10 protein-coding genes and 3 tRNA genes are annotated in these 14,055 nt (G+C 56.9%); 5 read left to right on the top strand and 8 right to left on the bottom strand.

Annotation, left to right across the window (positions count from 1 at the left end; genetic code table 11):
- Nucleotides 1-7: 7 nt before the first annotated feature.
- Genes amiB through nnr form a run of 3 tightly spaced genes read right to left on the bottom strand, consistent with a single transcriptional unit; the run spans nt 8 to nt 3,342 of the window.
- A complete protein-coding gene (amiB, locus tag AC22LX_RS19600; RefSeq protein WP_063447479.1) occupies nt 8-1,360 on the bottom strand; it encodes an N-acetylmuramoyl-L-alanine amidase AmiB in 1,353 nt (450 codons plus the stop codon).
- A gap of 16 nt (nt 1,361-1,376) precedes the next feature.
- Nucleotides 1,377-1,838 carry a tRNA (adenosine(37)-N6)-threonylcarbamoyltransferase complex ATPase subunit type 1 TsaE gene (gene tsaE / locus AC22LX_RS19595; protein WP_032715469.1) on the bottom strand — a complete coding sequence of 154 codons (462 nt, stop codon included), beginning with the start codon at nt 1,836-1,838 and terminating at the stop codon, nt 1,377-1,379.
- Entirely contained in the window at nt 1,831-3,342 is a 1,512-nt protein-coding gene (gene nnr / locus AC22LX_RS19590) for a bifunctional ADP-dependent NAD(P)H-hydrate dehydratase/NAD(P)H-hydrate epimerase (RefSeq protein ID WP_163310980.1), read from the bottom strand. Before nnr ends, tsaE begins: the two co-directional genes overlap by 8 nt.
- 13 nt (nt 3,343-3,355) lie before the next feature.
- On the opposite strand from nnr, the gene queG reads away from it, so the two are divergent.
- Complete coding sequence (queG, locus tag AC22LX_RS19585; protein WP_045396859.1) at nt 3,356-4,495, top strand: tRNA epoxyqueuosine(34) reductase QueG; 1,140 nt, start codon at nt 3,356-3,358, stop codon at nt 4,493-4,495.
- A 270-nt stretch (nt 4,496-4,765) separates the two neighbouring features.
- Here the strand turns inward: queG and AC22LX_RS19580 are convergent.
- From AC22LX_RS19580 to AC22LX_RS19570, 3 genes are all read right to left on the bottom strand, one after another.
- Nucleotides 4,766-4,841, bottom strand: a tRNA-Gly gene (locus tag AC22LX_RS19580).
- A gap of 71 nt (nt 4,842-4,912) precedes the next feature.
- A tRNA-Gly gene (locus tag AC22LX_RS19575) sits at nt 4,913-4,988 on the bottom strand.
- Nucleotides 4,989-5,059: 71 nt separating this feature from the next.
- Nucleotides 5,060-5,135 (bottom strand) — tRNA-Gly (locus tag AC22LX_RS19570).
- A 292-nt stretch (nt 5,136-5,427) separates the two neighbouring features.
- Between AC22LX_RS19570 and AC22LX_RS19565 the strand changes: the two genes are divergently transcribed.
- Nucleotides 5,428-6,159, top strand: coding sequence for an arginine ABC transporter substrate-binding protein (locus AC22LX_RS19565; RefSeq protein WP_045396538.1), 732 nt, complete (start codon nt 5,428-5,430; stop codon nt 6,157-6,159).
- A 41-nt stretch (nt 6,160-6,200) separates the two neighbouring features.
- Here AC22LX_RS19565 and orn read toward each other — a convergent pair whose 3' ends face one another.
- The gene (gene orn / locus AC22LX_RS19560) at nt 6,201-6,746 is read right to left on the bottom strand and encodes an oligoribonuclease (protein WP_015704162.1); all 546 of its coding nucleotides are present in this window, start codon (nt 6,744-6,746) and stop codon (nt 6,201-6,203) included.
- Between the two features lie 94 nt (nt 6,747-6,840).
- On the opposite strand from orn, the gene rsgA reads away from it, so the two are divergent.
- The 3 genes from rsgA to mscM all read left to right on the top strand — a co-directional run bounded on the left by rsgA (nt 6,841) and on the right by mscM (nt 12,366).
- Nucleotides 6,841-7,902, top strand: coding sequence for a small ribosomal subunit biogenesis GTPase RsgA (gene rsgA / locus AC22LX_RS19555; protein ID WP_015368642.1), 1,062 nt, complete (start codon nt 6,841-6,843; stop codon nt 7,900-7,902).
- A 150-nt stretch (nt 7,903-8,052) separates the two neighbouring features.
- Complete coding sequence (gene asd / locus AC22LX_RS19550; protein WP_063447482.1) at nt 8,053-9,015, top strand: archaetidylserine decarboxylase; 963 nt, start codon at nt 8,053-8,055, stop codon at nt 9,013-9,015.
- A 24-nt stretch (nt 9,016-9,039) separates the two neighbouring features.
- Entirely contained in the window at nt 9,040-12,366 is a 3,327-nt protein-coding gene (gene mscM, locus AC22LX_RS19545; RefSeq protein ID WP_063447483.1) for a miniconductance mechanosensitive channel MscM, read from the top strand.
- Nucleotides 12,367-12,409: 43 nt separating this feature from the next.
- On the opposite strand, the gene yjeM is transcribed toward mscM, so the two are convergent.
- Nucleotides 12,410-13,912 carry a glutamate/gamma-aminobutyrate family transporter YjeM gene (yjeM, locus tag AC22LX_RS19540; RefSeq protein ID WP_045396398.1) on the bottom strand — a complete coding sequence of 501 codons (1,503 nt, stop codon included), beginning with the start codon at nt 13,910-13,912 and terminating at the stop codon, nt 12,410-12,412.
- Nucleotides 13,913-14,055: the final 143 nt, after the last annotated feature.

The following is a 14,055-nucleotide window of genomic DNA, read 5'->3' as shown; positions in this document are numbered from 1 at the left end:
CTTCTCCTTAGTTAATCAACGACCCGCCAGGCGAACTGGCGCTGGCGGTTTGCGCAGCCGTGCCGCGCGGCGCTGATTGCAGCGGGTGCTGCATATAATAGTTACGCAGCCCTTTATAAATCGCCTCTGCAATCTGCTGTTGGTAATCATCGCTACCCAGCAGGCGCTCTTCGCCGTTATTACTGATAAAGCCGGTTTCGACAAGGATCGACGGAATATCCGGCGAGCGCAGAACGCCAAGGCTGGCGTGCTCCGGACGGCGTTTATGCAGATTGCCGATCCGCTGCAGCTGGCTCAGTACATCGGTTGCCACATCATAACCGACGCGCTGGGAATGGCCGAACTGTAAATCCAGGACCGCCTGGCTCAGATAAGGATCCGACTGGCTATTCGCCAGCACGTCGCCCGCGCCGCCCAGGAGTTCCGATTGTTTCTCATGCTGTTCAAGCCAGCCGGCCATTTCGCTGTTAGCGCGGCGGTTAGAGAGCACCCACACCGATGCGCCGGTCGCGTCGCGATTCGGAGCCGCATCGGCATGGATAGAGACCAGGAAATTAGCGTTTTGTTTCCGCGCCACGTCCGAACGCCCCATGACCGAGATGAAGTAGTCGCCATTACGGGTCAACACCGGTTTAAACTGCGGATCGTCGTTAAGCAACGCTCGCAGTTTATGGGCGATAGCAATCGTGACGTTTTTCTCTTTGGTGCCGCCAGGCCCGATAGCGCCAGGATCCTGGCCGCCGTGCCCGGCATCAATAGCGATAATAATCTTATCGTCAGAAGAGACGGTACGCGCCGCCGGACGGGTAATAGTCTGGTTGTTGGTCATCGCCGGCTGACTGCTGGTCACCACCGTGGTTCTGTCGCTGCCTGAGCTTTTAAACGGATTGCGCGGCGGCTCGCTCGGACGCGGCGACACTACCGGCGCTTCGACCCGCTTCGCTACCACTGGCGGCGGCGGAGGTGGCGGCGGCACATCGGCATTAATGGTAAAGACGACGGTATAGTTGGCGCCGTTTTGCTGCTTCACCGCCCGCGTTTTTCCATCTTCCGTCAGATCGACCAACAGACGCAGAGATTGCGTATCCTGAGGCGAGCCGGAGCGAATGCTTTTGACCAGGTTATTACCGCTAAACTGCAACGGCAGCCCCTGAAGCACCCCGGTTTGTTTGATATCCAACGCCACCACGCGCTTACCTTGCGGGGTGAAGGAATATTCGGGATCGCCGACAAAACTTAGCGTTATGCGGGCCTGCCGATCGCCGTTTGAGACCTGGATATCGGATAAACTTGCCGCGGATGCCTGAGTGCCGAACAGCATCAGAGCGGCGGTCAGCCAACTGGTTATACGATACTTCATCCCGTCATCCTATAGGCTAAATGGCTAAACGCGCCAATAAAGACTCACCCAATGAAGAGACCGCCGTTACGCGCGCCTCACGCCCTTGCGCCTGGTAATCCAGGTGAATTTCGACATCCGGGTCAGGCAGTACACCCGCGCCTTGTTGCGGCCATTCCACCAGGCAGATGGCATCGTTAGCGAAGTAATCGCGGATCCCCATAAATTCGAGCTCCTCAGGATCCGCCAGGCGGTACAGGTCGAAGTGATACACCATCAGATTTTCGAGGGTGTAAGGCTCTACCAGCGTATACGTTGGGCTTTTGACATTGCCGCGGTGGCCAAGGGCCTGTAGAAAACCGCGGCTGAAGGTGGTTTTACCCGCGCCTAAATCGCCATACAGATAGATAACCGTCGCGCCGCTACAGGCCTGCGCTACGCGGTTGCCAAGGTCTAATGTCGCCTGCTCGTCGGGTAAAGGAATCACACGGTTAATCATGGTCTAGGTCAATCACATCCGGGTTAACAACACGCCTTAGCGTGCAAAAAAGATCGGTCGCCAGCATCCCGCGGGCGCCATCTCTGGCGGCCAGCCGGTCTGCGGCTTCGCCGTGCGCCACGCAGCCTGCGCAAGCGGCATCATACTGGGTCAGCCCCTGTCCCAACAGCGCGGCGATAATGCCGGTGAGCACATCGCCCATCCCGCCGCTGGCCATTCCGGGATTACCGGCATCAATGATACCGATTTCGCCCGCGTCATTCGCCACTACGGTTCCTGCGCCTTTTAGCACCACCACGCCGCCATACCGTTTTACCAGACGCTGTACAGAATGTAAGCGATCGCTTTCAACTTCTGCCACGCTGATATTCAATAAACGGGCGGCTTCGCCAGGATGAGGGGTTAACACGCGATTGTGACGTTTATCGGGATTGATTGCCAGCAGGTTCAACGCGTCGGCATCCCAGACCATCGGTTTGCGAAAATTCTCTACCTGTCGCAGCGCCGCTTTACCCCACTCGCTTAGCCCAAGACCGGGACCAATCGCTACGACATCCGCCCACTCCAGGCTTTCGGTAAGAGAGTCACCGTTCAGCTCATGGACCATCAACTCCGGCCTGGCAGTCACGATCCCCGCGATATTTTCCGCCCTGGTCAGCACGCGTACTAAACCCGCGCCGGCACGCAGCGCGGCCTCGCCCGCCATACGAATGGCGCCAGCGGTGCCGCGATCGCCGCCAATAATCACCAGCCGACCATGCGAACCTTTATGCGACGTCGGACGACGCGGCGGCAGCCAGCCTGCCAGCTGCGCCGCAGAAAAACGGCGAATAGCGGTGTTTTGCCCGGCAAGCCAGCGCTCCAGACCGAGCGCATGATGATGTAAGCGCCCGACAACGTCGCGGGCATTACCGGTCAGCAGACCGGGTTTTAGCGCGATAAACGTCAGGGTATGGGCGGCGTGGATCGCCGCGCCAGGCGTCGCGCCGGTTTGCGCGTTCAGCCCGGAGGGAATATCAAGCGCAATAACCGGCGCGGGATAGGCGTTCGCCAGTTCAATCAGCCCGGCGACATTAGCGCGCGGCGCGCTATGCAGGCCGGCACCGAGCAGACCGTCAATAATCAATGAGATATCATCCGGCCAGGCGCTATCGGCGGCGTGGATGACGCCGCCGGCATTGAGCCACTCTTCCCGTGCGGCCTGCGCCTCTTCCGGCAGCGGCTTATCGCTTTCCAACGCCAGTAGCGTTACCGCGATGCCCTGCGCCTGCGCCAGCCGCGCGACCACGTAGCCGTCGCCGCCGTTATTGCCGTGGCCGCAGAGGATTAACCAGCGCTGGCTGGCGGGATAAAGGCTGCGGGCCAGCTGGAACGCCGCCTCGCCGGCGCGGCGCATCAGTTCAAAAAGCGTCAGCCCGAGACTATCCGCCGCCTCTCTTTCCGCCTGGCGCAGCGTCTCCGCTGGCCACACGATGTGTGGTATACTGTCAGGGTTTTTCGTCATTGTATGGTCCATCATGTCACAGCCCCTCGATCTCAATCAGTTAGCGCAACAAATCAAACAATGGGGCACCGAGCTTGGCTTCCAGCAGGTTGGTATTACCGATACCGATCTCAGCGCCAGCGAACCTAAGTTACAGGCATGGCTGGATAAACAATACCATGGCGAAATGGAATGGATGGCTCGCCACGGCATGATGCGCGCCCGGCCGCATGAACTGCTGCCCGGTACGCTACGCGTGATTAGCGTGCGTATGAACTATCTGCCCGCCAATGCTGCTTTCGCCAGCACCCTGAAAGATCCCGCGCTGGGTTACGTTAGCCGTTATGCCCTGGGGCGTGATTATCATAAGCTGCTACGTAACCGCCTGAAAAAACTTGGCGAGATGATTCAGGAACAGTGTGCTTCGCTCAATTTTAGACCGTTTGTCGATTCCGCGCCTATCCTGGAGCGGCCCATCGCTGAAAAAGCGGGGCTTGGCTGGACAGGTAAGCACTCACTTATCTTAAGCCGCGACGCCGGATCGTTTTTCTTCCTCGGCGAATTGCTCATCGATCTTCCGCTGCCGGTAGACCAGCCGGTTGCCGAAGAGTGCGGGCGCTGTGTCGCCTGTATGACTATCTGCCCGACCGGCGCCATCGTCGAGCCCTATACCGTCGACGCGCGGCGCTGCATCTCCTATCTGACCATCGAGCTGGAAGGCGCCATCCCGGAAGAATTTCGTCCGCTGATCGGCAACCGTATTTACGGCTGCGATGATTGCCAGTTGATTTGTCCGTGGAACCGTTTTTCGCAGCTTACCGATGAAGAGGACTTCAGCCCGCGTAAAGCGCTACATGCGCCGCAGCTGATTGAGCTGTTCGCCTGGAGCGAAGCCTGGTTCCTGAAAGTCACCGAGGGGTCGGCGATACGTCGTATCGGCCACTTACGCTGGCTACGCAATATCGCCGTCGCGATCGGTAATGCCCCGTGGAATGAAGCCAATCTGGCGGCGCTGGAAAGTCGCCGAGGTGAGCACCCACTTCTCGATGAACACATTGAATGGGCGGTTGCGCAGCAGATCGAAAAGCGAAATGCCAACGTTGTCGAAGTGCAGTTGCCGCAGAAACTACGCCTGGTCCGGGTGGTCGAGAAAGGATTGCCGCGCGACGCCTGATTCATTCACAGGCTGTGAATAAAAACAAAAACACATTGCGTTTCAACGGGCAGACGTACGTCAAGTGATCGAATTAACAGTTTGAAATGAAATTTAAATGTTAAATTTCAATCAGATACAACAATACTATTTACAAAGTGAAGCATTTGTCGCGCAGTCAGCCAAACGACAGCCTGTGGATAACTCTGTTTACAGTATTTTGGGATAGGCAATGAAAATCATCCCCGGCGCGATTTCGCACTGTGGATAAATTGGATAAAGGAAGAAATTTGGAGCGGGAAACGAGACTCGAACTCGCGACCCCGACCTTGGCAAGGTCGTGCTCTACCAACTGAGCTATTCCCGCTTACATCGGTTTCCAATTTACCTGCTGGTAACCTGAAAACTATGCTTTGGTATGGTGTGTCTTTCAAATTTTGGAGCGGGAAACGAGACTCGAACTCGCGACCCCGACCTTGGCAAGGTCGTGCTCTACCAACTGAGCTATTCCCGCTTACATCGGCTTTCAATCTACCTGCCGGTAGCCTGAAAACTATGTTTTGGTATGGTGCTGCTTTCAAATTTTGGAGCGGGAAACGAGACTCGAACTCGCGACCCCGACCTTGGCAAGGTCGTGCTCTACCAACTGAGCTATTCCCGCGTTACTGCTTTTTTGCCATATTTCGATGGCGTCGTAATTTGCATTTCTGCGTCGTTACGGGAGGCGCATTATACGAGAATTCGATTCACCTGCAACCCCCTGGCGAGCACTTTTTTTCGTTTTTTGTTTGAATGGACATTTTCTCGCCACACAGCCCACTGAATTGTATAAATAACCGCCATAATTAGCAAAATATCTTTTTCCCCCCGCGCGAATGGCGCAAAATCGCCCGCATGACACCGCGGTGGCTATCCGCGAAAAGGTCCACCATGACGACTATCAGGGATTCAGAATGAAAAAAGCGCTTTCCGTCCTGCTGCTGACCACATCGATTATCGGAACGGCTTCCGCCGAGACGCTCCATTTTGGCACCACAACCGCCAATCCGCCGTTTGAGACCGTCAAAGGCAAAGGTCAACCTACGGGTTTTGACATTGATTTGGCCAATGCGCTGTGTAAACAGATGCAGGCGGAATGCAAATTCACGCCGCAGCGCTTTGATACCCTCATCCCGGCGCTACGCTTTAAAAAGTTCGACGCTATTATTGCCGGCGTTGAAGTATTGCCGATGCGTGAAAAGCAGGTTGCCTTCAGCCAACCTTATCGCCAGGAGCTCTCCGGAGTGGTAGTCACGGCAAAAGACGCCGCCCACGGGTTTGCCGACCTGCAGGGTAAAAAGCTCGCCGTCGTCAAAGGTAGCGTCCACCAGCGTTATCTACGCGATAAACAAAAAGGCATTCAAACCGTCGCCTTTGGCAACGATAGCGACGCGCTGGCGGCGTTGAAAAGCGGCGAAGTCGACGGCGCGATCGGCGACTTAGCGACAATGGACCAGTGGCTGGCGGATAATCCTGATTACGCCGAGATGAAAGAGCGCGCCAGCGACCCGGCCTACTACGGCAAACAATATGCGATCGCGGTACGCAAAGACGACCCGGAATTGCTTAAGCAGATTAACGACGCGCTGGAGGCCGTGAAGGCGTCGCCGGAGTTCCAGCAGATGGAACAGAAATGGTTTAAGTAAGGCAGCAAAAAGAACGGGGCCATGTCGGCCCCGTTTACGCTTCAGAGCTTAATAAAATGCTCGCGATAGTAAGCCAGTTCGGCGACGGATTCGCGGATATCGTCCATCGCCTGGTGAGTGCCCTGCTTTTTAAAGCCATCGAGGATTTCCGGCTTCCAGCGGCGCGCCAGCTCTTTCAGGGTGCTGACGTCGAGATAGCGATAATGGAAGTAAGCTTCCAGTTCCGGCATATATTTGAACAGGAAGCGGCGGTCCTGACCGATGCTGTTGCCGCAAATTGGCGATTTTCCCGCCGGCACCCACTGCTTGAGAAACTCAATAGTGGCCAGTTCCGCTTCGCGGTCGCCCACGGTACTGGCCTTCACGCGATCGACCAGCCCGCTGCCGGTATGAGTGCGCACGTTCCATTCGTCCATTAGCGCCAGCTGAGCATCAGACTGGTGCACGGCAATGGTCGGGCCTTCTGCCAGAATATTAAGATTCGCGTCGGTGACCAGGGTGGCGATTTCGATAATGCGATCGCGCTCGGGATCCAGCCCCGTCATCTCAAGATCGATCCAAATCAGGTTGTTTTCATCTGCACTCATGCTATTTTCCACCCTTCTTGCGTGACTATATTCATCTAAAATAGCGTGTATCATAGAGGTTTTGCCCCATCAGGGCGACCAGGAGCCAGTTCGATTGAGTAAAAATAAGCTCTCCAAAGGCCAGCAGCGCCGCGTCAAGGCCAACCACCAGCGCCGCCTGAAAACGACTTCGGAGAAGGCCGACTACGATGACAACCTGTTTGGCGAGCCTTCTGAAGGTATCGTCATCAGCCGTTTTGGTATGCATGCCGATGTCGAATCCGCGGATGGCACGACCCACCGCTGCAACATTCGCCGGACCATTCGTTCCCTGGTGACCGGCGACCGCGTGGTCTGGCGGCCAGGTAAAGACGCCGCCGACGGGGTCAACGTCAAAGGTATCGTCGAAGCGGTACATGAACGCGCCTCGGTGCTAACGCGCCCGGACTTTTACGACGGCGTGAAGCCTATCGCGGCAAATATCGACCAAATCGTCGTGGTTTCGGCCATTTTACCCGAACTGTCGCTCAATATTATCGATCGCTATCTGGTGGCCTGCGAAGCGCAGAATATCGAACCGTTACTGGTACTGAATAAGATAGACCTGCTGGACGATGACGGCATGGCCTTCGTCAACGAGCAGATGGATATCTATCGCCAGATCGGTTATCCGGTATTGATGGTGTCCAGCCATACTCAGGACGGCCTGAAGCCGCTTGAAGAGGCGCTGACCGGGCGCATCAGCATCTTTGCCGGCCAGTCCGGGGTGGGTAAATCCAGCCTGCTGAACACGCTGCTGGGACTGCGGGATGAGCAAATCCTGACGAACGACGTCTCCGATGTGTCAGGGCTCGGCCAGCACACCACCACCGCCGCGCGTCTTTATCACTTCCCGCACGGCGGCGATGTGATTGACTCTCCGGGCGTGCGCGAGTTCGGGCTGTGGCATCTTGATGCGGAACAAATCACCAACGGCTTTGTCGAATTCCATGATTATTTAGGCCATTGCAAGTATCGCGACTGCAAGCACGACACCGACCCAGGTTGCGCCATTCGCGAAGCGGTAGAAAAAGGCGCTATCGCTGAAAGCCGTTTCGCCAACTATCACCGCATCCTGGAAAGTATGGAACAGGTGCAGGTAAAAACGCGTAAAAGCTTTTCATCAACCGACGACTGACATTTAAGCTGTCGTCGCTATACGTACTCGCTTTGCCAGCAAGACGGCGCGGATACAATTCGCTGAAGTTTACGTATAGAATCGTCCCCCTTTTCAGTACCCCGCGCCAAAGCGGGGTCAGGAACGACAATTAACGGCCTGGAGGCTACCTTGTTAAACTCGTTTAAACTCTCACTGCAATACATTCTGCCTAAACTGTGGCTCACCCGCCTCGCAGGCTGGGGGGCAAGTAAACGAGCAGGCTGGCTGACTAAACTGGTTATCGATCTGTTCGTCAAATACTACAAGGTCGATATGAAAGAGGCGCAGAAGCCGGATACCGCCGCTTACCGCACCTTCAACGACTTCTTCGTCCGCCCGCTGCGTGATGACGTTCGCCCGCTCAACACCGATCCCAACGTACTGGTGATGCCGGCTGACGGCGTTATCAGCCAGCTTGGCGCTATCGAAGATGACAAAATTCTGCAGGCCAAAGGCCACAATTACACCCTGGAGGCCCTGCTGGCAGGTAACTACCAGATGGCCGACCTGTTCCGTAACGGTAGCTTCGCCACCACCTACCTGTCACCGCGCGATTATCACCGCGTGCATATGCCGTGCAACGGCATCCTGCGCGAGATGATCTACGTTCCGGGCGATCTGTTCTCGGTCAACCACCTGACGGCGCAAAACGTACCGAACCTGTTTGCCCGCAACGAGCGCGTCATCTGCCTGTTCGATACTGAATTCGGTCCAATGGCGCAGATTCTGGTGGGCGCAACGATTGTTGGCAGCATCGAGACCGTCTGGTCCGGCACCGTGACGCCGCCGCGCGAAGGCATTATCAAGCGCTGGACCTGGCCTGCGGGCGAAAGCGAAGGCTCCGTTGCGCTGTTGAAGGGTCAGGAGATGGGGCGCTTTAAACTGGGCTCAACGGTGATTAACCTGTTTGCGCCAGGCCAGGTGAAGCTGGTTGAAGAGCTGCAAAGCCTGTCAGTCACCAAAATCGGCGAACCGCTGGCGACGGCCGTAGAAGCGGACATATCCGCGGAACCTGCGCCGTTGCCGGAAGAAGAGATCCGCGCCGAACATCGCGCCAGCCCGCTGGTTGACGACAAACAAGACGAAGGTTAATTCCTGACGACAAAGGGTTACGCCGTGCGCCTGATATACACTTTTCTGTTGGCCTTGAGCCTCAGCTTCGGGGCGTACGCAGCGACGGCCCCGGACGTCAAACAAATCACCCAGGAACTGGAACAGGCGAAGGCGGCGAAACCCGCCCAGCCTGAAACCGTTGAGGTCCTGCAAGCCGCGTTGAATGCGCTGGAGGAACGCAATGCCTCCGTTGAGCGTGCTCGCCAGTACCAGGATGTCATCGATAATTTCCCCAAACTGTTTCAAACTCTCCGCACCCAGTTAGCGAATGTCAGCGAAACGCCGCACCAGGTACCTACCGCCCTCACCGCCGACGCGCTGAATCAGGAGATCCTGCAGGTCAGCAGCCAACTGCTGGAAGCCAGCCGCCAGGCGCAGCAGGAGCAGGATCGGGCGCGGGAAATTGCCGACTCTCTCAACCAATTGCCTCAACAGCAAACCGATGCCCGCCGCAAGCTTAATGAGATTGAACGCCGCGTCGGCGCGCAGCCCGGCAATACGCCGCTGGCGCAGGCGCAAAATCTCGGCCTGCAGGCGGAGTCCGCGCGTCTGAAAGCGCTGGTCGACGAGCTGGATCTGGCCCAACTCTCCGCTAACAACCGCCAGGAGCTGTCGCGCATCCGCTCTGAGCTGGCGCAGAAACAGAGCGAACAACTCGATGCCTACCTGCAGGCGCTGCGCAATCAGCAGAACAGCCAACGCCAACGCGAAGCAGAAAAGGCGCTGGAGAGTACCGAGCTGTTGGCGGAAAACAGCGAAAACCTGCCGCCGGGGATCATCGACCAGTTCAAAATCAACCGCGAGCTGTCGCAGGCGCTCAACCAGCAGGTCCAGCGCCTTGATCTGGTTGCCTCGCAGCAGCGGCAGGCAACCAATCAAACGCTCCAGGTGCGTCAGGCGCTGAACACCCTACGCGAACAGTCGCAGTGGCTGGGATCATCGAATCTACTCGGCGAAGCGCTTCGCGCCCAGGTCGCCCGCCTGCCGGAGCGCCCGCGCCCGCAGCAACTGGATACTGAAACGGCCCAGTTGCGCGTGCAGCGCTTGCATTACGAAGACCTGCTCAGCAAGCAGGCGCAATTACGTCTGATTCGCCAGGCCGACGGCGAACCGCTCACCGCGGAACAAAACCGCATCCTGCAGGCGCAACTGCGCACCCAGAGCGAGCTGCTTAACTCGCTGCTGCGCGGCGGTGATACCCTGCTGCTCGAACTGACGAAACTGAAGGTCGCCAACGGCCAGTTAGAAGACGCGCTGAAAGAGATTAACGAAGCAACCCACCGCTATCTGTTCTGGACCTCGGACGTCAGCCCGATTGGCTTCTCCTGGCCGCTGGAAGTAGTGCAGGATCTGCGTCGTCTGATCTCGCTTGATACCATCAACCAGCTCGGCAAGGCCAGCGTCATGATGCTGACCAGCAAAGAGACGCTGTTCCCGCTGTTTGGCGCGCTGGTACTGGTGGGCTTCAGTATCTATTCACGCCGCCACTTTACCCGCTTCCTTGAGCGCTCCAGCGCGCGGATCGGCAAGGTGACTCAGGATCACTTCTGGCTGACGCTGCGCACCGTGTTCTGGTCAATTCTGGTGGCATCTCCGCTGCCGGTATTGTGGATGACGCTCGGCTATGGATTGCAGGCGGCCTGGCCCTTCCCGCTGGCGGTCGCCATTGGCGACGGCGTGACCGCCACCGTGCCGCTACTATGGGTGGTGATGATTTGTGCCACCTTCGCCCGGCCGAATGGATTGTTCATCGCCCACTTCGGCTGGCCGCGCAACCGCGTCGCCAAAGCCATGCGTTACTACCTGATGAGCATCGGGTTGATCGTACCGCTGATTATGGCGCTGATCATGTTCGATAATCTCAACGACCGTGAATTCTCGGCCTCTCTGGGCCGCCTGTGCTTCATGCTGATATGCGGCGCGCTGGCGCTGGTTACCTTGAGCCTGAAGCACGCCGGGATCCCGCTGTATCTTGATAAAGCAGGCGACGGCGAGAACATGGTGAACCGTCTGCTGTGGAACCTGCTGCTCGGCGCGCCGCTGATCGCGATGCTGGCGGCGGCAGTGGGCTATCTTGCCACCTCGCAGGCGCTACTGGCGCGACTGGAAACCTCGGTCGCCATCTGGTTCCTGCTGTTGGTGGTCTACCATATCATCCGCCGTTGGATGCTGATTCAGCGTCGGCGTCTGGCCTTCGATCGCGCCAAACACCGCCGGGCGGAAATCCTCGCCCAGCGCGCCCGCGGCGAAGAAGATACCGCCCACTCCACCAGCACCGAAGGCTCGGTCGAAGCGGAAGTCAGCGAAGTCGACCTCGACGCCATCAGTACCCAGTCCCTGCGCCTGGTCCGTTCGCTGCTGATGCTGATAGCCCTGCTGTCGGTGATTATCCTGTGGTCGGAAATTCACTCGGCATTCGGCTTCCTCGAAAATATCTCGCTGTGGGACGTGACCTCCACGGTACAGGGCGTCGAAAGTCTTGAGCCCATTACCCTCGGCGCGGTATTGATCGCCATTCTGGTGCTGATTATCACCACCCAGCTGGTGCGCAATCTCCCGGCGCTGCTGGAACTGGCGATTCTGCAACATCTGGATTTGACGCCGGGTACCGGCTACGCCATCACCACCATCACCAAATATCTGTTGATGCTGATCGGCGGACTGGTTGGCTTCTCGATGATTGGTATTGAGTGGTCGAAACTGCAGTGGCTGGTGGCGGCGCTCAGCGTCGGTCTAGGTTTTGGTCTACAGGAAATCTTCGCCAACTTTATCTCCGGCCTGATTATCCTGTTTGAGAAACCGATCCGTATCGGCGATACGGTCACTATCCGTAGCCTGACCGGTAGCGTGACGAAAATAAATACCCGCGCCACCACCATCAGCGACTGGGACCGTAAAGAAATCATCGTGCCGAACAAAGCGTTCATCACCGAACAGTTCATCAACTGGTCGCTGTCGGATTCGGTCACTCGTGTGGTGTTGACTATCCCGGCGCCCGCGGAGGCCAATACGGAAGAGGTTACACAGATTCTGTTGACCGCCGCTCATCGCTGCTCGCTGGTGATTGATACCCCGGCGCCGGAAGCGTTTCTCGTTGACCTGCAGCAGGGGATTCAGATTTTCGAGCTGCGTATTTACGCCGCCGAGATGGGCCACCGCATGCCGCTGCGTCATGAGCTGCATCAGCTGATTCTGGCAGGTTACCGCGCGCACGGCATCGACATGCCGTTCCCACCGTTCCAGATGCGTCTGGAAAGCCTGGATGGTCTGCGCAGCAGTCAGCCGCTGAACTCAGCGGGTAAAAGCAGCCGTATCCCAGGAAGTTTGTAAGCACTAACTAGCCCGGTGAGCGATTCACCGGGCATTCTCTTTCTTAACCCTCCGCCAGGGCTACCTGTACCGCCGTTCTCTGACGATAGTTCTCGTAGATCCCTAATGCCAACAGCGAGAAGAAAATCGGCCCGCCGACCATCCATAGCGTACTGTTCCAGTCACCGGAATCCATCACCGGCTGAATAACGGTGAAGATATTGGCGAACGCTACCACCAGTACCACTATCGTCGTTGCCAGCAGCGTACTTATGCGGCTTTTGAACATCACAAATGGACGATCGAGCTCGGCTTTGGCCTTAAAGAACGGGAACGCGATCGCCAGGAACAGATACGGCAAGGTCATCGAGACGTTAGCCATCAGCGTTAGCTTGTTATAAAACGCCGAGGCGGTATCGCCACCGAAAGAGACCAGCAGAATAAACAGACTCACCAGCAGGCATTGCAGCCACATGGCGTTAGCCGGCATACCGTTAGCGTTGACTTTGGTCATCATCGTCGGCCACAGCGCTTTCGGCGTCCCCTGAATGATCGCCTTCAGCGGTGAATAGCTCAGGGTGAAGAATGCGCCGGTATAGGCGAGGAACATCGACAACCCGGTAATGCGCGCAAACCATACGCCGGTCAGCGCCGCCGCCTGCGGCGACAGATGCAGCGCTTGTCCAAGCGTTGCGCCAAGGCTGGTCATCAACACGTAGGTGATATTGCCGAGGTTGGTACTGTGGTTGCTCAATACCTGCTGCCAGTTGGCGCTGACGCCCCACAGCACGATGGCCAGCGAGTAGCCGATCGAAATCACCAGCGCGGCGATAATAATGCCTTTGGCAAAGTTCTTTTCCGGCTTCTCGGTTTTATCCACCAGCCCACCGACCGCTTCAATCCCGCCATAGGCGAAAATGGCGAACACCACGAAAGACAGCATCGCCAGACCCGATTGATATCCTGGATTCGGCGACGCGGTGAAATCCAGCGGCTGGGCGAAATGGCCGCCGTTCAGTAGCAGAATCGCCCCGCTCACCAGCAGCAGTACCAGATTCAGGCACATCACCGCGATACCGCCGACGGCGGTAATTTTGGCAATCTTATTTATCCCTTTCGCCGCCACCAGCGTCACCAGCACCATCCAACAGGCGGCCAGTACGCCGACGGTTTGCGTCGAGGTTAAGCCGGCAAAAGCCCAGCTCTGAGTTTTATCCGCGCCGAACAGAAAGGTCGAAAACGGGACCCAAATTTTCGCCGCGGTGCTGACCATCCACACCACATAGGATGAAAACCACATAAAGGTGCCAATAAATGCAAAGCGCGGCCCGACGCTACGGTTCATCCACGAATAGATCCCGCCCTCTTCCTTACGATAGGCCGAGCCCATCTCCGCCATCATTAAGGCGAAAGGAATAAAGAAAAACAGCGCCGAGAAAAGATAAAACGGCATCGCGCTATAACCCATCAGATAAAACGCCGAAGGGCTATTGGCAAAGCCAAACACCGAAGTGAAGATCATTAATATCAGCCCAATCAGGCTCATCTTCTTGATTTGTTGAGGCATAAACCGATCCAAACGTGAGCGTCGCCGAACGACGTCGCCAGGTAAGCAGAAATAGAACGCGGATCCTAGCAATATTCCAGTTTGAAATTGTGGTTATTAGGGCTAATGCAGTCGGGAGAACTGTAAAAATCTTTGAATGAAGG

The sequence above is a fragment of the Klebsiella sp. PK01 genome (assembly GCF_057624675.1).
The sequence above is the reverse complement of the archived record's forward strand: the minus strand, read 5'-3'. Positions and strand labels throughout refer to the sequence as shown.

What these genes read in the sequence shown, in the direction of transcription:
- amiB (WP_063447479.1), bottom strand. Translation starts at nt 1,360, where the DNA reads ATGAAGTATCGTATAACCAGTTGGCTGACCGCCGCTCTGATGCTGTTC.
- tsaE (WP_032715469.1), bottom strand. Translation starts at nt 1,838, where the DNA reads ATGATTAACCGTGTGATTCCTTTACCCGACGAGCAGGCGACATTAGAC.
- nnr (WP_163310980.1), bottom strand. Translation starts at nt 3,342, where the DNA reads ATGACGAAAAACCCTGACAGTATACCACACATCGTGTGGCCAGCGGAG.
- queG (WP_045396859.1), top strand. Translation starts at nt 3,356, where the DNA reads ATGTCACAGCCCCTCGATCTCAATCAGTTAGCGCAACAAATCAAACAA.
- AC22LX_RS19565 (WP_045396538.1), top strand. Translation starts at nt 5,428, where the DNA reads ATGAAAAAAGCGCTTTCCGTCCTGCTGCTGACCACATCGATTATCGGA.
- orn (WP_015704162.1), bottom strand. Translation starts at nt 6,746, where the DNA reads ATGAGTGCAGATGAAAACAACCTGATTTGGATCGATCTTGAGATGACG.
- yjeM (WP_045396398.1), bottom strand. Translation starts at nt 13,912, where the DNA reads ATGCCTCAACAAATCAAGAAGATGAGCCTGATTGGGCTGATATTAATG.